This is a genomic window from Curtobacterium sp. BRD11, from assembly GCF_031844345.1.
Taxonomy (GTDB): Bacteria; Actinomycetota; Actinomycetes; order Actinomycetales; family Microbacteriaceae; genus Curtobacterium.
Map to the genome: position 1 here is coordinate 94,876 of NZ_JAUZUZ010000008.1, position 17,558 is coordinate 112,433.

Sequence of the window (17,558 nt, forward strand, 5' to 3'; positions counted from 1 at the left end):
CGAGGCTACCGATCGTGCGCCGGGTCCTGCTGGATGCACGCGCGACCATGGCGTCCCCGAACCGCAACGCCCGCTCGGCCGTCGTCTGGGGTCGCCTGCTCGGCATCGCGTTCGTCGTCTGCTTCGGGACCGGCGTCTACAGCCACCTGCTGCAGGACCCCCTGCCGTGGATGCGCTTCCCGACCCGGCCGACGCAGCTCTACCAGTTCACGCAGGGCCTGCACATCACCGCGGGCATCGCGATCATCCCGCTGCTGCTCGCCAAGCTGAACGTCGTCATGCCCGCGCTGGCCCAGGTCCCGCCGGTGCGCGGGGTCCTGCACCTGCTCGAGCGGCTGTCGATCGCGGTGCTCGTGTCGGCGTCGATCGTGCAGGTCGGCACCGGCCTGCTGAACACGTACCAGTGGTACCCGTGGCCGTTCCCGTTCCGCCAGGTCCACTACGCCATGTCGTACCTGATCATCGGTTCGCTCGTCGTGCACATAGCGTCGAAGCTGCCCGTGATCGTGCGCTACTGGCGGGCGCGGGACGCCTACGACGCCGAGGGTCGGTTCGTCGCGGACCCGACGGTGGGCAGCGAGCTGCTGCCGGACGGCCGGGAGGCCCGCCCCGCCGTGGGTGGACGCCCCGCGGCCGAGCAGACGGCCGGCGCGTACCCCCGTGGCCTGACCGGCCGCCTGCTGCGGTGGGTGGACGGCGCGGCTGCGCCGGCTGCGCCGGCTGCGCCGGCGGGCGCTGCCGAGACTCGCCCTGGCGGACAGGTTCGCGGTCTCGGGACCGCGAACACGTCCGCGGAGCCGAGTCTCGGGGACGGCGCCGGCGGGGCGGAGGCGGGTCGCGCCTCCCGGCCGGAGCACGACGACGCGCTCCCCGGACCCCGTCAGCGGATCGCACGCCGCGGGTTCGTGGCGGGAGTGACGGCGGCGACCGTCGGCGTCGTCGCGCTCACCGCGGGACAGTCGAACCGGCTGCTCGAACCGCTCAACGTGTTCGGTGCCCGTCAGCGGTACATCGGACCGGACGACCTGCCGGTCAACCGCACCGCTCGCGCCGCCGGGGTCCTGGCGACGGCGACCGCGGCGGACTGGACGCTGACCGTGGTCGGTCCGGACGTCACACGGACGTTCTCGCGTGCCGAGCTCGTCGCGCTCGGCACCGCCACCGCGGACCTGCCGATCTCGTGCGTCGAGGGGTGGAGCCAGGTGGCGTCGTGGCGGGGTGTCCGGATGCGGGACCTGCTCGCCTCCGTGCAGGCCGACCCGGCGTCGGCGCTGCGGATCACGAGCCTCGAGAAGAGCGGCGGGTACCGGGTCACCGAGATGGGCCCGGAGTACGCGTCCGACCCGACGACGCTCCTCGCGCTCGAGGTGAACGGGAAGACGCTCGACCTGGACCACGGGTTCCCCGCCCGGGTCATCGCGCCGGGACGACCCGGCGTGCTGCAGACGAAGTGGATCGGGAAGATCGAGGTGATCCGATGAGGGCCGCGAGGATCGTGCTCGTCGTCGTGGGCGTGCTCGTGATGGCGTTCGGTGCGTACGTGCTCGTCACGACCGTCCGACCGAACCGCATCTGGGGCCTGGCGACGTGGCTGCTCGGCGCGGTCGTGCTGCACGACGTCGTGCTGTCGCCGTTCGTGGTCGGAGCGGGACTCCTGCTCCGTCGGACCGGCAGGACGCTCGGCGCCGGGGTGCTCGTCGTCGTGCAGACCGCGGTGGTGCTCGGGAGCGTGCTCGCCCTGGTGGTGCTCCCGGAGATCGCCGCGAAGCAGCACGGACAGAAGAACCCGACCGTGCTGCCGTTCGACTACACCGCGCGGTTGCTCGTCGTCGAGGGGCTGCTGCTCGCGGTCGTGGTGGTCGCACTCGTGGTCGGCGTCGTCCGTGCACGACGATCCCCACGACCACTGGTTGCATCGACAACCAATGGCTAGCATGAGTGCATGACGGACGAGACGCCCTGGCTCACGCGCGACCAGCTCCGCGCGTGGATGAAGCTGGTCGCCGTCATGGAACTCCTCCCGGCCGCGCTCGACCAGCAGCTCCAGCGGGACGCCGATCTGACCCACTTCGACTACATGGTCGTCGCGATGCTGTCGGAGACCGAGTCGCGCACGCTCCGGATGTCGGCGCTCGCCGCGGCGACGAACGCGTCCCTGCCGCGCCTGTCGCACGTGGTGTCGCGGCTCGAGAAGCGCGGGCTCGTCACCCGGTGCCCCTCGGTCGACGACCGCCGAGCCACCGACGTCCGACTGACCGACGACGGGTTCGCGGCCATCGTCGCGGCGGCGCCCGACCACGTCCGGACCGCCCGACGCTTCGTCATCGACGCGCTGAGCGACGAGCAGGTCCGGCAGCTCGACGGCATCACGCGGGCGCTGCTCGGGCGGCTCGACCCCGAGGGACGGTTCGCGGCGCTGACCTACCCGCGGTCCGACGGCGAGGTGCTGTGCGAGGAGCGTCTGACGGGTGCGTCGCCTGCGGCACCGGCGGGCGTGCTCTTCCGGGACGCGACTGCGGACGACACCGGGCTGCTCCGGCACGCGACGCTCGCGGCGATGAACTGGAAGGCCCCGTCCTTCGTGGACGCCGACCTCGACCGCCCCGAGTTCGCGCACTACTTCGTCGGTTTCGACCCCGCCCGCGACCACGGCGTCGTGGCGGTGGACGGCGAGGGACCGGTCGGGGTGGCGTGGGCGCGGTTCCTGCCGGCGGACGACCCCGGGTACGGGTTCGTGGCCGAGGACGTCCCGGAACTCACGATGGCCGTCGAGGCGCGCGGGCGGGGTCGGGGGATCGGCACGGCGCTGCTCGCGCGGTTGCTCGACGCCGGCCGGGCCGCGGGCTGGCCGGGTGTCAGCCTGAGCGTCGAGGACGGCAACACCGGGGCGCGGATCGCGTACGAGCGGGCCGGGTTCCGGACGGTCGGGCGGAACGGGGACTCGGACACGATGCTCGTCCGGTCCTGACGTCCGGGCCGGCGCCCTGGTCGGCCTGGTCGGTTCGGTCGGCCTGGTCGGTTCGGTCGGTCTGGTCGGTCTGCTCGCGTCGCGGGTGACTGGTACACCAGTAGGATCTGGCGCATGACCGACCGTGCCACGCCGTCCGACACGTACTCCTACCTCGGACCCGCCGGCACGTTCACCGAGGCGGCACTCAAGCTCGTCGAGGCCGCCGCCGGCAAGCCCTGGCGCAGCGTGAACAACGTCGGCGAGGCGCTCGACGACGTCGTGACGGGACGGTCGGTCGGAGCGGTGATCGCGATCGAGAACAGCATCGACGGCGGCGTCAGCGCCACGCAGGACGCCCTGGCGCGGATCCCCGGCGTGCGGATCGTGGGCGAGTACCTCGTGCCCGTCGACTTCGTGCTCGTGGCCCGGCACGGCACCGCCCTGTCGGACGTGCGGACCGTGAACGCGCACCCGGTCGCGTACGCGCAGACGCACCGCTGGCTCGAGACCAACCTGCGCGGCCACGGTCACATCCCGGCGTCGTCGAACGTCGCCGCCGCGACCGCGCTGCTCGACGAGCACCCCGTCGCCGACGCCGCCGTGGCCCCGCCGGGGATCACCGACCACCACGACCTGGCGGTGCTCGCGTCGTCCATCGGCGACAACGCCTCGGCGGTCACCCGCTTCGTGCTCGTGTCACGCACGCTCGCGATCCCGGAGCGCACGGGAGCGGACAAGACGAGCGTCATCGTCGAGCTGCCGAGCGAGCACCCCGGCGCCCTGGTCGACATGCTCGAGCAGTTCGCGACGCGGGGCATCAACATGGGGCTGCTGTCCTCGCGGCCGATCGGCGACGAGCTCGGGCGCTACCGGTTCGTGATCGACCTCGACGGCCACGTGCACGACGAGCGGGTGGCCGACGCCCTGCTCGGCCTGCGCCGGTTCAGCCCCCGCGTGACGTTCCTCGGGTCGTACCCGCGCGCCGACGGCTTCCGCCCGGAGGTCTCCGCGCGCTACTCGGACGAGGCGTTCGTCGAGGCGCGGGACTGGCTCCGCGCGATCGTCTCCGGCGAGCCCGACGTCGAGCCCGAGCCCGAGCCCGAGGCCGGCTGAGCCCGAGCCCGAGCCCGAGCCCGAGCCTGGCGGAGACCCGGCGGAGCGGCTGGTCCGGCAGTGGCGCGACGTGCCGCCGAACAACCGGAGGCACATCGCACCACGCTCTTCGGTGGTTCGACGTGCCTCCGGTTGTGCGGGCCGCTCTCCGTCCCAGCAGGCGCACTCCCGCCGGAAGGGGGCCCGCGTCAGCTGTGGGCGTTCTCGACCCGGCGCGTGTTGCGGGTCTGGTCCTGCGGTCCGGCGACGCGCACCCGCAGCCCACCGGTGTCGATGCGCGCCTTGAACGCCACGACCTCGCCGACCGGGTCGCCGTCGATCTCGAACTCGTCCGGACGCTCGAGCCGCGCCACGAACTCCTGACCGCGGATGTAGCGCAGCGGTCGTTCGTCGCGGGCCGCCGTGGCGATGCGCTTGCCGACCTGGGTCTGCCCGATCTTCGAGTGGCGGAACGAGCGCAGGATCGCGTTCTCCCAGAACACCCGGGCGCCGATCCGGACCCACCCGAAGAACCCGCGGGGCCGCATCACGACGATGTCGAACACACCGTCGTCGATCTCGGCGTCCGGCAGGAGCGTCGCGCCGGCCTGCAGCATCCCGCAGTTCCCGACGATGAGCGAGTGCGCGCGCACGGACTGGTTGCCCTCGCCGTCGAGCCGGTACCGGAACTCGAAGGCGTCGGCGTCGCGGAGCGACCGGAAGAGCGAGTCGACGTAGGCGAGCCAGCCGACCTTCTTCTTCAGGTCGTCGTTCGTGTTGGCGAGCATCCGGGCGTCGAGCCCGAGCCCGGCCATGACGACGAAGCCGAACTGCTCGCGCTCACCGCCCTCGCGCTCGACCTCGAGCTCACCGAAGTCGATCGGGCGGTCCTCGCCGCGGAAGATCGTCCGGACGCTCGCACCGAGGTCGTCGATCGGCGCCGGGATGTTCCGGGCGAGCAGGTTGCCGGTGCCGCTCGGCAGCAGGGCGAGCACGGCGTCGGACCCGTGCACGATCTCGGCCACGGCACGGACGGTACCGTCACCGCCGGCCGCTGCGACGACGTCGGCTCCGGCGTCGAGCGCGGCCTTCGCCATGCCGCCGCCCGGGTCCTCCTCCGAGGTCTCGAACCAGAGGGTCTCGGCCCAGCCGGCTTCCTGCTCGTGCTCCGCGACGGTGCGCTGCAGGGTCTCGAGGTCCACCTTCACCGGGTTGTAGACGACCGCGGCCGTCTTCTGCTCGGTGGGGAGGGCGTCCTGGCCCGCGGGCGCGGTCTCCGATGGTGTCGACATGCTGCCGACGTTACCGACGGACGCCTGCGAGCGACCGGCCGGGTCGGCGCGCGACCGCCCGGGTCGGCGACCCGACCGGCCGTACCGGCGCACGACCGCGCGCGTCGCCGACCGGCCCGTCCGGGTCGGCGCGACCGCCCGCGTCGGCGACCCGCCCGCGTCGGCGACCCGCCCGTCCGGCTCAGCGCCGGTCGTGCAGCGTGACCGGGTAGCCGTCCGGGTCCGCGAAGGTGAACGTCCGACCGAACGGGCCGTCGAACGGCGGGGTCACGATCGTGTGCCCGTCGGCGACGAGCGCGTCGTGGATCGCCTGGACGTCGGTCGCGTGGAACCACAGTGCGACGCCGAGCGCGGGCTGCCCGGCGGACAGCTCTGTCCCGGGCACGAGGTCGCGGAGCGCGAACGCGATCGGCTCGGTCTGGAAGACCACGGCGTGCGGCGGGCCGGCGGGGGAGCGGACGAGTCCGAGGTACCGCTCGTAGAACGCCTGCGAGGCGTCGAGGTCGCGGACCTGCAGCGAGGTGAAGTCGATCCCGGTGGCGGGCATGGTGTGCTCCTTCGTCTGTGTCAGATGCCTGACACGAGCAGTATGTGTCAGACTCCTGACATGCGTCAAGCGCGGATCGACCTCGACAGCTCGGTCGGCTACGTCCTGAAGGAGGCCGCCAGTGCCCTGCGTGCCGCCATGGAGGACGCCCTCCGTCCCCTCGGCATGACGGTCACGCACTACTCGTGCCTCGAACTGCTCGCCCAGCGCCCCGGCATGTCGAACTCCGACCTCGCGCGCGGCACCTTCGTCACCCGGCAGTCGATGAACACGCTCCTGCAGCAGCTCGAGCGCGACGGCATCGTCACCCGGCCGGCCACCCCGACCACGGGCAAGGTGCTCCCCACCACGCTCACCGCAGCCGGACGGCGACAGCGCGAGGCGGCGAGTGCGGCGGTCCGGCAGGTCGAGCTCCGGATGACCCGGGACCTCGACGAGGCGGGCCGCGCAGCGGCCTTCCGCCTGCTGCGCGGGATGGTCGCCGCCCTGCGTGACGTCCCGTCGGGTGCCGTGACCAACTGACGGACGGGAGGCCTGTGGCGGGGCCGCCACGGGCCTCCCGTCCGGCGGTCACACGCTCCCTCTAGGATGATCCGGTGATCGATCTGCAGCTCCTGCGCGACAACCCTGACCTCATCAAGGCCTCGCAGGAGGCGCGCGGCGCCTCCGTCTCCGTCGTCGACGACGCGGTGTCCGCCGACACCGCCCGCCGCGCTGCGATCACGTCGTTCGAGGCGCTGCGCGCCGAGCAGAACGCGTTCGGCAAGACCGTCGCGAAGGCCCCGAAGGACGAGAAGCCCGCGCTCGTGCAGCAGGCGCAGGCGCTCGCCGCACGCGTGAAGGAGGCCCAGGCCGAGGTCACCGCAGCCGAGGAGACCTTCGACCGGGTGGTCCGTACGATCCCGAACGTCGTGCTGCCGGACGTGCCGAAGGGCGGCGAGGACGACTTCGTCACGCTGCGCACCGTCGGCACGAAGCCCGAGTTCGCCTTCGAGCCGAAGGACCACGCCGACCTCGGCGAGCACCTCGGCATCATCGACATCCCGCGCGGCGTGAAGGTCTCCGGATCGCGCTTCTACTTCCTCCGCGGCCTGGGCGCCCGGCTCGAGATCGCCCTCATGCACCTCGGGCTCGACCGCGCCGTGGAGCACGGCTTCGAGCCGCTCATCACGCCGACGCTCGTGCGTCCGGAGACGATGGCGGGCACCGGGTTCCTCGGCGAGCACGCGGCCGAGGTCTACCGGCTCGAGGCCGACGACCTCTACCTGACCGGCACGAGCGAGGTCGCCCTCGCCGGGTTCCACGCCGACGAGATCCTGTCGTTCCCGGAGTCGGGCGACCCGATCCGCTACGCCGGCTGGTCGACCTGCTACCGGCGCGAGGCCGGGTCGGCGGGCAAGGACAACCGCGGCATCCTCCGCGTGCACCAGTTCAACAAGCTCGAGATGTTCTCGTACGTGCTCCCGGAGCAGGCCGAGGCGGAGCACCAGCGCCTGGTCGCGATGCAGGAGTCGATGATGCAGGACCTCGGCCTGCACTACCGCGTGATCGACGTCGCCGGCGGTGACCTCGGCACGAGCGCCGCACGCAAGTACGACATCGAGGCGTGGGTCCCGACGCAGGGCACCTTCCGCGAGCTCACGTCGACCTCGAACTGCACGACGTTCCAGGCCCGTCGCCTCGACACCCGGTACCGGACGTCGACCGGGAAGACGGCGCCGGTCGCCACGCTGAACGGCACGCTCGCGACCACCCGCTGGATCGTCGCGATCCTCGAGACCCACCAGCAGGCCGACGGGTCGGTGGTCGTGCCCGAGGTGCTGCGGCCGTACCTGGGCGGCGTCGAGGTCATCGAGCCCCGATGAGCGCGCACGAGCGGTTCGTCGACGGGTCGGCGCAGGGCGGCGGCTCCGGCGCCGGTGCGTCCGGCTCGGGCTCGGTCGCTGCCGGCGGCGCTGTCGGTGGTGCTGCCGGTGGTGCTGCCACGTCTCCGCGGACGAAGCGCTGGCTCGTCGCGCTCGACGTGGACGGCACGACGATGCGCGAGGACGGTGTCATCACGGACACGGTGATCGACGCCGTCCGCGACGCCGAGGCCGCCGGGCACGAGGTCATGCTCTCCACCGGACGCAGCGAGGGCATGACGATCCCGCTGCTCGAACGCCTGGGGCTCCGGTCGAAGTACGTCGTGTGCGCCAACGGTGCGCTGACCCTCGCCCGTCAGGACGACGGGTCCTACCGCCGGGTCCACGTCGAGCGGTTCGACCCGACCGAGGTCCTGCAGGTCATCCACGGTGCGCTCGCGAACGCGGCGTTCGGCGTCGAGGACGAGACCGGCCACTTCCTGCTCTCCGGCAACTTCCCCGACGACACGATGACCGTCGCCGGCGAGCACGTGCCGTTCGAGCAGTTGCTCGGGACCGAGGCCACCCGCGTCGTCGTCATCTCGCCGGGACACGACACCGAGGACTTCCTGCAGGTCGTCGAGCGCATGGGGCTGCAGAAGGTGTCGTACTCGGTCGGCTGGACGTCGTGGCTCGACATCGCTCCCGAGGGCGTGACGAAGGCCACCGCGATGGAGCGCGTCCGCGAGTGGCTCGACATCCCACGCTCCCGCGTCATGGCGGCGGGTGACGGGCGGAACGACATCGACATGCTGCGCTGGGCGTCGACCTCGGGCCGCGGTGTCGTCATGGGGCAGGCCCCGGACGACGTCGTCGACGCGGGCAACGAGCTGACCGGCGGGGTCACCGACGACGGGCTGGCCGCGGCACTCGACGCGCTGCCGCGCTGACGGACGGCAGGTTCGCTAGACTGCCCGGGACGCGATCACGTCTCGCCACGTGGTCGCGTCACGGAGGGTTGTCCGAGCGGCCGATGGAGCCTGTCTTGAAAACAGGTGGGCAGCAATGTCTCGTGGGTTCGAATCCCACACCCTCCGCACATGAGCACCGGGACCCGCCTCCGACTGATCGAGCTGTCCGATGCAGCCGAGCTCGCCGCGATCGTCCGCGCGAGCGCCGATCACCTGCGACCGTTCGAGCCGACGCGGCCGGACAGCTACTTCACCGAGGCCGGGCAGCGCGCGACCATCGGTGTCCTGCTCGCCGCCGCGCAGAACGGCTCGGTGCCCTTCGTGATCGTGGGAGATGACGACGAGTTGCTCGGACGGATCACCCTGAGCGGTGTGACCCGGGGCGCCCTGCAGTCGTGTGCGCTCGGGTACTGGGTCCGTGCCGACCGAACGCGGCAGGGGCACGCGACCCGTGCGGTCGGGCTCGCGGTGGACCACGCGTTCCGGGAGCTCGGGCTGCACCGGGTCCAGGCAGAGACCCTCCCGGAGAACACCGGCTCGCAGCGGGCGCTCGAGCGGAACGGCTTCGAGCGGTACGGGTTCGCGCCGAAGTACATCCGGATCGCCGGCGAGTGGCGCGACCACGTCATGTTCCAGGTGCTCGCGCCGGACGCCTGACGCGCGGACGTCCGAGCCGTACGCGCGCGGTGCCCGGTGCCCGGTGCCCGGTGCCCGGTGCTCGCTGCTCGCTGCTCGCTGCCCGCTGCACAACGCGGAGCACCTCGCGCCGTGGAACGACGTGGCGCGACGTGCTCCCCGTTGTGCGCGGGCGTGTCGAACCACGACCCCGACGTCGAGCCAGTGCGCGATCGTCAGGGGGTGTACGGGGCGTCCGGCCACGGCACGACGAGCGCACCGCCGGTGAGTGCGAGCGAGCACGCGAGCCCGACCCCGGAGCCGATCACGAGCCCGAGGACCGCGAACCGCGCCGCCGACGCCCCGCCGTGGCGAGCGAGGTGCGCGGCCATCAGCAGCAGGAGGAACCCCACCACGTGGCCGACGACGAGTCCGACGAGTCCGAGGGGGATGCCGGGGTTCGCTCCCGATCGGTCGGGGGTCGCGCCGCGGGTGGCCTCCTCCGATGCCAGGAACAGCCACAGCCACGAGCAGGCCCCGCCGAGGACGCCGAGCCCCACGGTCGCCCAGTAGAGCGCGACCCAGCCCGGTCGCGTCCACCCCGACCGTTCGTCCGTGCCGACCGTCGCCCCCGCTGTCATCGGGGCAGCCTAGCGCGCCGCCTCGCGCTGCACGCCGCACGCTGCACGCTGCACGCCGCACGCTGCACAACGGGGAGCACGTCGCGCCGTGGAACGACGTGGCGCGACGTGCTCCCGGTTGTGCGCGCGTACGTCGAACCACGATCCCGCCGTCGAACCACGATCCCGCCGACACGGAGGCGCCCCACGCCCGCCGCTCAGGGGCGGGCGCCGAGCGCGGCGAGCTCCGCGCGGGTGCGGGCACCGTGCTTCCGGAGCAGGTTCGCCACGTGGTACTTGACCGTGTTCGGACTGATCCCGAGCCCCTCGGCGATCTCCCGGTTCCCGACGCCGGTCACCACGAGCCGCAGCACGTCGCGCTCCCGCTCGGTCAGGTCGGTGTCCTCCGGCAGGTCGGCCGCGCCCGGCGCCGGGTCGAGGGGGAGCGAGATGTCCAGGGTCGAGCCCCAGCCCGGCGTGGAGTCGACGTGCATCGTGCCGTCGAGGGCGACGACCCGCTCGGCGATCGGGCGGACGGCATCGTCGTGCGTGTCGAGGGTGCCGGCACCGTCGTCCCGGAGTTGCATGAGCAGGTTGCGCCCGTCGCAGTCCCACTGGATCCGGACGCGTCGGGCGACCCCGCCGTCGACCAGGGCGAGCACGGCCGTGCGGACGATCGCTCGTGCGCTGTGCGCGACGTCCCCGGGCAGGGCCCTGCCGGTCGTCGGCGGCTCGACGAACTGCACGTCGAGGTCACCGAACCGGACCAGCGGGCGGAGGTCGGCCCGCAGCCGTGAGAACGCCCCGGTGACGGGTTCGAGCAGGGTGCTCCGCTGCCGGTCGGTCACGGTCCGGAGCTCGACGAGTGCGGCCGAGGCGATCTCGACGGCCTCGGCACGGGCGGCGGCGTCGGACAGGCGGTTCGCGCGCAGGGCGGCGAGCACCGACTCGAGGGTCAACGCGTGACGGTCGGCCTGCTCCGCCACCGTCCGGGCGTGCTCCGACGCCGCGATCCGGCTGGCTGGTGCGTCCGGTTCCGTCTCCACGAGGACCGAACGTACTCGTCCCACCCGGACGGACGGTCCCACCCGATCGGGTGGGTGGACCGCCTGCCCGGGCAGCGGCGCGATCGACCCCGCGCGAGGAGCATCGGAGTCATGGCCACCACGACGACCGCCGACGCCCTCGGAGTGATCGGCGACGAGCTCCAGGAGCTGATCGCGACCGTCGGCCGCGCCGACCAGGCACCGTTCGCGCGTGCCCTCGACCTGCTCGCCGACGCCGAGCGTGTCTTCGTGCACGGCGCCGGACGGTCCGGACTCGCGCTCCGGATGACCGCCATGCGCCTCATGCACCTCGGGCTCGACGTGCACGTCGTCGGCGAGGTCACGACGCCCGCGATCCGGCGGGGCGACCTGCTGCTCGTCGCGAGCGGCTCGGGCACCACCGGCGGCATCGTGCAGGCAGCCCGGACCGCGACCGAAGTCGGGGCGCAGGTGCTCGCCGTCAGCACGACGGACGACTCCCCGCTGTCCGAGGTCGCCGACACCACGCTCGTCCTGCCCGCCGCCACGAAGACGGACCGCTCCGGCACGGCCTCGGCGCAGTACGCGGGCGGCCTGTTCGAGCAGGGCGTCGCGCTCCTCGGGGACGCCCTGTTCCACGCGCTCTGGCAGCGCAGCGGGCACTCCGCCGACGACCTGTGGCCGCGGCACGCGAACCTCGAGTGAAGCGACCGTGACGCCGCCCATGCGGCCCGAGCGCGCCACCGAGACCCCCACGAACCACCACCGGAAGGACACCACCATGCAGCTCCAGTTCGCCATGGACACCCTGACCACCGAGGCCGCCCTCGACCTCGCCGGCAAGGCCGCGCTGTACGTCGACGTCATCGAGCTCGGCACGCCGCTGATCAAGAGCGCCGGCCTCTCCGCGATCACCGCGATCAAGGAGGCGCACCCGGACAAGGTCGTCTTCGCCGACCTCAAGACGATGGACGCCGGCGAGCTCGAGGCCGACATCGCCTTCACGGCCGGTGCCGACCTCGTCACCGTGCTCGGCGTCGCGGGTGACTCCACCATCGCCGGTGCCGTGAAGGCCGCGAAGGCGCACGGCAAGGGCATCGTCGTCGACCTGATCGGCGTGCCCGACAAGGCCGCCCGCGCGAAGGAGGTCGTCGCGCTCGGTGCCGAGTTCGTCGAGATGCACGCCGGCCTCGACGAGCAGGCCGAGGAGGGCTTCACCTTCGAGACGCTGCTGCGCGACGGCGAGGCCTCGGGCGTCCCGTTCTCGGTCGCCGGCGGCATCACCACCGACACGATCGAGGCCGTGCAGGCCTCGGGCGCCCGCATCGCGGTCGCCGGCAGCGCGATCTACAGCGCCGACGACGTGGCCGCCGCCGCGTCCGCGCTCCGCGACGCGATCTCGGAGCCCGCCTCCGCCTGATCCGGACCACCTGACGGACGGGAGGCCCGTGGCGACACCGCCACGGGCCTCCCGTCCGTCACCGGGCGCGGCGACGGAACGTCGTGACCAGTGCGTCGACCAGCAGGAACCCGAGCAGGGTGACCCCGACGACGGGCAGCAGCAGCGCGAGGCCGACGGCGGCGACGACGACCGCGGCGGTGCCCCACCACGGAGCCCTGGCCAGCGCACCCGCGGCGGGCGCGCGACCCGCACGCGCGCCGGTGGGACGCCGCTGCCACCACATGAGGTAGCCGAACACGACCATCGCCGCGATCCCGAGCGCCGCGAGCAGCAGCACGACCTGGTTCGCCAGGCCGAACAGCGCGCCCATGTGCGTGTTGATGCCGAGCTTGGCGGCCTTCGCCATGAGCGGGTAGTCGGCCCAGGTGACCCGCGACACCGCCGTCATCGTGCCCGGGTCCACCGCGACCGCGTCCATCGCGACCGGCCAGCTGAGCTTGATCTCCTCGACGGTCCACGCCGTGTCGGCGGCCGCCGGCGGACGGATCCGGACCTCGGCCGCGCGGACACCGGAGTCGCGGGCGACCGCGAGCACCTCGTCGAACTGCTCGGGCGTCGTCGTCGGGGAGCCCATCGGCATCGAGCCACCGCCGTGGTGCCCGGCGTGCTCCCCGCCCGACGTCGCCGACGAGCCGTCGAGTGCGGTGTCGACCGTCGGCGCCTGCCAGCTGAGCGTCGAGCGGAGCGCGCTGACGTTGTCGCCCGCGAAGTGCGACCAGGTGATGCCGGTGGCCGACAGGAAGAGCGCGCCGAGGAGCACCCACGCGCCCGTCGCGGCGTGCCAGGAGAACGTCCTCCGGTACCCGGTCGCACGGTTGTCCGGCAGCACGAGGTCGCGCTTCCGCCGTGCGCGCCGGATGCGGAACGCCCAGAGGCCGATGCCGGCGAGCGACACGATGCCGAGCCACGACGCCGCGGTCTCGCTGTAGAGCCGCCCGACGTCGCCGAGGAACAGGCTGCGGTGCACGGTGCTGATCCAGGTGCGGAAGGGGAGCGACCCCGACGTGCCGTACACCGGCAGGTCCCCGCGCACCGCGGCGTCGCCCGGGTCGACGAACACCGCACGGGTCTGGGACTCGAGCAGGCCCTCCTCGGTGAACATCACGCGCGTGGTGGTGCCGGGCGTGGGGGCCGGGCGGACCTCGGCGACGGTGTCGTCCGGGTGGTGGCGGGCGACGTAGCGCTCGGCGGCCGCGACCTGGTCGGCGAGGGGGAGCGCAGGCGCGGACGACGGCGCCGTGAGCTCCTGCCGGTACACGCCCTGCTCGACGGTCGGTGCGACGGCGTACACGGCGCCGGAGAGCGCCGCCACCAGGACGAACGGGCCGACGAAGAGCCCGGCGGTGAAGTGCAGGCGGAGGAGGAGCTGGGCGAACCAGCCGCGGGACGGAGGCGGGGCGGTGACGGGCATCGGAGCGCAGGGTCCTGTCGGGCTGTCGGGCTGTCGGGCTGAGGTGCGGCACCGTGCCGCACGAGCGCTCACTCTACAAGAGGTAGAACGCCCCGGTCGTCCGCACACCGCACCCGACTGCGGTGTGCGGACGACCGCATTGACCCTCCACCGGAGCAGCACACAGACTGGCGCCGATGACGCAACTCACCTCCCTCGTGTACATGTCCGTCGCCGTCGACGAGATGACCGACGACCACCTGGTCGCCATGCTCCGTGAAGCCCGCCTGCGCAACGAGGCGCTCGGTGTCTCCGGACTCCTGCTCGCCAAGGGCGGCCGCTTCATGCAGGTGCTCGAGGGTCCCTCCTGGAGCGTCGAGGACCGCTTCGCCGCGATCGAGCGCGACACCCGCCACGAGGGCGTGAAGTCGCTCTCCCGCGAGGACATCGACACCCGCCGCTTCGACGGCTGGTCGATGGCGTTCGGCAACCCGTCGGACCTCGAGGTCCGCGACGAGCCCGGCTTCAACACCTTCCTCACCGAGCGCTCCGGCCTGCCGGCCGAGCTGGCCGGCTCGCCGGCCGACTGGCTGCTCCGCTGGTTCCGCGGACGCGACCTGCAGGACGTGCCCGAGGAGCGCATGACCCTGGCCCGCCACGCCGCGTGACGACCTGACGGGACCCCCTCGGACTGGAGGCACGGTGCGGGCCCGCACCGTGCCTCCAGTTCGAGACACTGGTCACGTGGGGAAACGTGAGCAGATCTTGGTGGCCGCGGCGGAGGAGTTCGACCGGGTCGGCTTCGCCGCCACGTCGATCGCCGCCGTCGCGCGCCGCGCCGACGTGGCGCAGGGCACCCTGCACTTCCACTTCCCGACGAAGCTCGCGCTCGCCCTCGGCGTGATCGACGAGCAGAACGCGCGGACCTTCGCGGAGGTGAGCCACGACGCCGCGTCGCCGACGGCCGCCCTGATCGGGGCGTCGAAGCAGATCGCGGACCTGCTCCGCACCGACCCGATCGTGCGTGCCGGCATCCGGCTCTCGCTCGAACGCGGCGAGTTCTCCGGAGCGACGTCGTCGTTCTACGAGCAGTGGATCGGCGGCATCGTGGACGTGTTCTGCGTCGCGATCGGCAGCGGTGAGCTCGAGACCGACCTCACCCCGGAGGAGCTCGGCGGTTCGGTCGTGCCCTACTTCACCGGGGTGCAGCTGGTCGCCGAGGTGCGGAGCGGTCGCGCGGACCTCGACCCCGCGGTCGCGGTGATGTGGCGGGTGCTCCTGCAGGCGACGGCCGCGCCGGCGCACCGGGCACGTCTGCTCGGGGTGGTCGCCGACACCTTCCGCGCGGCAGGCTGACCTCGTGGACCGTCGACGGGCGGAGGTCCGCGTCAGCGGTCGGTGAGCTCCCGGTCGCGGAACCACTTGAGCAGCCACGCGGCGCTCGTGCCGTCGAACTCCGGCGCGAAGTCCATCGTGCCGGACAGGAACGGGCTGAAGCCGTCCTCGGTCGCCACGTCGGACTCGTCGAGCGACCGGTAGGCCATCGACCAGCCGTCGAACCGCCGGCGCTCGATGTCCTCGCGGATCAGCGACTTCACCCCGTCGTGCCGAGGATCGCGCGCGATGGCGCCGAAGCGGTCGTCGACGCTCCACGCCGGGCCCTCGAGCAGCTGCATGAACCGGCCGCCCTTCGCCACGAGCAGACCGGAGACCCCGAGTGCCTCGTTCCGGAGCCGTGACTCGCGCAGGAGCTCGGCGAGCGCGTCGTCGTCGAAGGGCACGGCCGAGCGGCTCATGTAGACGATGGAGACGAGCACCGCACCATCTTCGTGCATGGTGCGGCGCACGCCGACCACTGTCCGCGTGCCGCACGGACCCCCCGATGGGTCCCGGGGGTCACCGGAGGACACCCGCAGAGCGGGCCGCGGACACGGCCGCTGTCCGCGAGCTCACACCGAGCTTCGAGAACACGTGCACGAGGTGCGACTTGACCGTCGCCTCGCTGATGTGGAGTGCGCGGGCGACCTCACCGTTCGACGCCCCGTCCGCGACCAGTCGGAGCACCTCGATCTCGCGGGCGGAGAGGCTCACGCGCGGAGCCCGCATCCGCGCCATCAGCCGTCCGGCGATCGCCGGGGCGAGGGCGCTCTGCCCGGAGGCCGCGGCACGGACCGCCGCCACGAGCTCGTCCGGTGGGGCGTCCTTGAGCAGGTACCCGCTCGCCCCGGCCTCGACCGCGCCGAGGATGTCACCGTCCGAGTCGTAGTTCGTCAGGACGAGCACGTACGGTGCCGCCTCGAGTGCGCGGATCGACCGGGTGGCGTCGGCGCCGGTGGTGTCCTGGCCGAACTGCAGGTCCATGAGCACCAGCTCCGGGGCCAGCTCCTCGGCGAGGGCGGTCGCGGCGTCCGGAGTGGCTGCCTCGCCGACGACCTCGATGCCCTCCTCACCGTCGAGGAGCGCACGGAGACCGGCCCGGACGACGGGGTGGTCGTCGGCGATGACGATGCGGATCACGGGACCTCCAGGACGGCCGTGACCGTGGTGCCGCGGCCCGGTGCGCTGTCGACGTCGAGTCGTCCGCCGAACTGCTCGACGCGCTCGGCCATCGCGCGGAGGCCGAAGGAGTCGGACGCGGAGACGTCGTCGCCGGAGGTGACCGGGTCGAAGCCGACGCCGTCGTCGACGACCGTCAGCCGTGCCTCCCGACCGTCGACCGTGACCGTGACGTCGACCTGCGACGGCGCGGCGTGCTGCACCGCGTTCGCCACGGCGCCCTGCGCGATGCGGAGCAGCGCGGTCTCCACGTCCATCGGCAGCCCGTCGTCCGACACCGCGACCGACACCGCCAGTCCGTCCCGCGTCCACTGCTGGTCCGCGAGCCGACGGAGTGCTGCACCGAGGCCCTGGTCCAGCGTCGGCGGCGCGAGCTCGCGGATGAAGCGACGCGTGTCGGCGAGGCCGTCGGCCGCGGTCTCCCGGGCCAGACGGATGTGCTCGGTGCCGGGGCGGTCGCCGTCGGCGCGCTCGGCTGCGTGCAGGAGCATCTGGATGCTCGACAGCCCCTGCGCGACCGTGTCGTGGATCTCCCGCGCCAGTCGCGCACGCTCCGCGAGGACCCCCTGTTCCCGCTCGGTCGCCGCGAGTCGGTCCCGGGTGGCGATCAGTTCTGCCAGCAGTGCTTCGCGCTCGACGGCCTCCCGGGCGAGTGCGCGGTAGCCGAGCCCGATGAGCAGCGCCACCCCGGCGCCGACGAGCGGTCCGACGACCCCGCCGAGCGTGAAGCCCCCGTGCACTCCGAGCGCGACGACGGCCACGAGCGTCGCGACGACGACCGCCGTGGGACCGACGATCCGGGGCAGCACGTGCAGGTAGAGGAAGAAGAGCGGGAAGACCAGGTAGGCGGCTTCGGGGACGAGCACCATGAGCGCGACCCACACGACGGAGAGCCCGCCGACCCAGAGCGGGCCCGCGACCGCCCGGCGACCCGGGGCGCCGCGTGCCACCACCGCCCCGAGCAGGTACACGACTGCGAAGGCACCTGCCAGGACGCCGGCGAGGGGTGCCGTGGCGCCGCCCTCGACCACGATCCGGACGACGACGAGCGCGAGGAGCGCGGCGGACAGCACGTGCAGGCCGGTGCGGAGACCGACGAAGACGGGGGTGAGCGTGCCGTGGACCATGTCACCGGCCAGCGTACGGACGGCCCGGGCCCGCTGGATCAACCAGAAGTTCGATCGTGGGACCGTC

At 72.9% G+C, this 17,558-nt stretch carries 20 protein-coding genes and 1 tRNA gene; 13 read left to right on the forward strand and 8 right to left on the reverse strand.

Annotated elements, in window-relative coordinates; genetic code table 11:
• Positions 1-14: 14 nt before the first annotated feature.
• From Q9R28_RS15630 to pheA, 4 genes are all read left to right on the forward strand, one after another.
• Positions 15-1,481, forward strand: a complete 1,467-nt coding sequence (locus Q9R28_RS15630) for a molybdopterin-dependent oxidoreductase (RefSeq protein ID WP_311206550.1) — start codon at positions 15-17, stop codon at positions 1,479-1,481.
• Positions 1,478-1,933 carry a hypothetical protein gene (locus Q9R28_RS15635; protein ID WP_251154483.1) on the forward strand — a complete coding sequence of 152 codons (456 nt, stop codon included), beginning with the start codon at positions 1,478-1,480 and terminating at the stop codon, positions 1,931-1,933. Before Q9R28_RS15630 ends, Q9R28_RS15635 begins: the two co-directional genes overlap by 4 nt.
• Positions 1,934-1,942: 9 nt before the next feature.
• The gene (locus tag Q9R28_RS15640) at positions 1,943-2,968 is read left to right on the forward strand and encodes a bifunctional helix-turn-helix transcriptional regulator/GNAT family N-acetyltransferase (protein ID WP_307810456.1); all 1,026 of its coding nucleotides are present in this window, start codon (positions 1,943-1,945) and stop codon (positions 2,966-2,968) included.
• A 114-nt stretch (positions 2,969-3,082) separates the two neighbouring features.
• A complete protein-coding gene (gene pheA / locus Q9R28_RS15645) occupies positions 3,083-4,063 on the forward strand; it encodes a prephenate dehydratase (protein ID WP_311206551.1) in 981 nt (326 codons plus the stop codon).
• Positions 4,064-4,251: 188 nt separating this feature from the next.
• Here pheA and Q9R28_RS15650 read toward each other — a convergent pair whose 3' ends face one another.
• Both Q9R28_RS15650 and Q9R28_RS15655 read right to left on the reverse strand, forming a co-directional pair.
• A complete protein-coding gene (locus Q9R28_RS15650; RefSeq protein ID WP_311206552.1) occupies positions 4,252-5,334 on the reverse strand; it encodes a diacylglycerol kinase family protein in 1,083 nt (360 codons plus the stop codon).
• A gap of 181 nt (positions 5,335-5,515) precedes the next feature.
• Positions 5,516-5,881, reverse strand: coding sequence for a VOC family protein (locus Q9R28_RS15655; RefSeq protein ID WP_311206553.1), 366 nt, complete (start codon positions 5,879-5,881; stop codon positions 5,516-5,518).
• A gap of 60 nt (positions 5,882-5,941) precedes the next feature.
• Between Q9R28_RS15655 and Q9R28_RS15660 the strand changes: the two genes are divergently transcribed.
• The 5 genes from Q9R28_RS15660 to Q9R28_RS15680 all read left to right on the forward strand — a co-directional run bounded on the left by Q9R28_RS15660 (position 5,942) and on the right by Q9R28_RS15680 (position 9,353).
• Positions 5,942-6,403 (forward strand): MarR family transcriptional regulator, encoded by a 462-nt coding sequence (locus tag Q9R28_RS15660; RefSeq protein ID WP_311206554.1) that lies wholly within the window; start codon positions 5,942-5,944, stop codon positions 6,401-6,403.
• A gap of 74 nt (positions 6,404-6,477) precedes the next feature.
• The gene (gene serS / locus Q9R28_RS15665) at positions 6,478-7,746 is read left to right on the forward strand and encodes a serine--tRNA ligase (RefSeq protein WP_209685589.1); all 1,269 of its coding nucleotides are present in this window, start codon (positions 6,478-6,480) and stop codon (positions 7,744-7,746) included.
• On the forward strand, positions 7,743-8,675 hold the full coding sequence (locus Q9R28_RS15670) for an HAD-IIB family hydrolase (RefSeq protein WP_311206555.1): 933 nt from the start codon (positions 7,743-7,745) through the stop codon (positions 8,673-8,675). Before serS ends, Q9R28_RS15670 begins: the two co-directional genes overlap by 4 nt.
• Before the next feature lie 62 nt (positions 8,676-8,737).
• A tRNA-Ser gene (locus Q9R28_RS15675) sits at positions 8,738-8,822 on the forward strand.
• Between the two features lie 3 nt (positions 8,823-8,825).
• Complete coding sequence (locus tag Q9R28_RS15680; RefSeq protein WP_209685591.1) at positions 8,826-9,353, forward strand: GNAT family N-acetyltransferase; 528 nt, start codon at positions 8,826-8,828, stop codon at positions 9,351-9,353.
• A gap of 194 nt (positions 9,354-9,547) precedes the next feature.
• Here Q9R28_RS15680 and Q9R28_RS15685 read toward each other — a convergent pair whose 3' ends face one another.
• Positions 9,548-9,952: a hypothetical protein gene (locus Q9R28_RS15685; RefSeq protein WP_311206556.1), complete on the reverse strand. Its 405-nt coding sequence runs from the start codon at positions 9,950-9,952 to the stop codon at positions 9,548-9,550.
• 197 nt (positions 9,953-10,149) lie between these two features.
• Entirely contained in the window at positions 10,150-10,977 is an 828-nt protein-coding gene (locus tag Q9R28_RS15690) for a LuxR C-terminal-related transcriptional regulator (protein ID WP_066655856.1), read from the reverse strand.
• 111 nt (positions 10,978-11,088) lie between these two features.
• Between Q9R28_RS15690 and hxlB the strand changes: the two genes are divergently transcribed.
• Positions 11,089-11,661: a 6-phospho-3-hexuloisomerase gene (gene hxlB / locus Q9R28_RS15695; RefSeq protein ID WP_311206557.1), complete on the forward strand. Its 573-nt coding sequence runs from the start codon at positions 11,089-11,091 to the stop codon at positions 11,659-11,661.
• Positions 11,662-11,737: 76 nt separating this feature from the next.
• The gene (gene hxlA / locus Q9R28_RS15700; protein WP_311206590.1) at positions 11,738-12,376 is read left to right on the forward strand and encodes a 3-hexulose-6-phosphate synthase; all 639 of its coding nucleotides are present in this window, start codon (positions 11,738-11,740) and stop codon (positions 12,374-12,376) included.
• A 58-nt stretch (positions 12,377-12,434) separates the two neighbouring features.
• Here hxlA and Q9R28_RS15705 read toward each other — a convergent pair whose 3' ends face one another.
• Positions 12,435-13,829 carry a PepSY domain-containing protein gene (locus Q9R28_RS15705; protein WP_311206558.1) on the reverse strand — a complete coding sequence of 465 codons (1,395 nt, stop codon included), beginning with the start codon at positions 13,827-13,829 and terminating at the stop codon, positions 12,435-12,437.
• A gap of 176 nt (positions 13,830-14,005) precedes the next feature.
• Here Q9R28_RS15705 and Q9R28_RS15710 point away from each other — a divergent pair, with 176 nt between their 5' ends.
• Together Q9R28_RS15710 and Q9R28_RS15715 are read left to right on the forward strand one after the other, a co-directional pair.
• Positions 14,006-14,476, forward strand: coding sequence for a BLUF domain-containing protein (locus Q9R28_RS15710; RefSeq protein ID WP_066655844.1), 471 nt, complete (start codon positions 14,006-14,008; stop codon positions 14,474-14,476).
• A gap of 76 nt (positions 14,477-14,552) precedes the next feature.
• Positions 14,553-15,164, forward strand: a complete 612-nt coding sequence (locus Q9R28_RS15715; protein WP_158407764.1) for a ScbR family autoregulator-binding transcription factor — start codon at positions 14,553-14,555, stop codon at positions 15,162-15,164.
• A gap of 32 nt (positions 15,165-15,196) precedes the next feature.
• Here the strand turns inward: Q9R28_RS15715 and Q9R28_RS15720 are convergent, their stop codons facing one another.
• The 3 genes from Q9R28_RS15720 to Q9R28_RS15730 are packed head-to-tail and all read right to left on the reverse strand — an operon-like array spanning position 15,197 to position 17,491.
• The gene (locus Q9R28_RS15720) at positions 15,197-15,655 is read right to left on the reverse strand and encodes a BLUF domain-containing protein (RefSeq protein ID WP_144411358.1); all 459 of its coding nucleotides are present in this window, start codon (positions 15,653-15,655) and stop codon (positions 15,197-15,199) included.
• A gap of 49 nt (positions 15,656-15,704) precedes the next feature.
• Positions 15,705-16,325, reverse strand: a complete 621-nt coding sequence (locus tag Q9R28_RS15725) for a response regulator transcription factor (RefSeq protein ID WP_066655832.1) — start codon at positions 16,323-16,325, stop codon at positions 15,705-15,707.
• On the reverse strand, positions 16,322-17,491 hold the full coding sequence (locus Q9R28_RS15730) for a sensor histidine kinase (protein WP_311206559.1): 1,170 nt from the start codon (positions 17,489-17,491) through the stop codon (positions 16,322-16,324). Before Q9R28_RS15730 ends, Q9R28_RS15725 begins: the two co-directional genes overlap by 4 nt.
• Between the last annotated feature and the right edge of the window lie 67 nt (positions 17,492-17,558).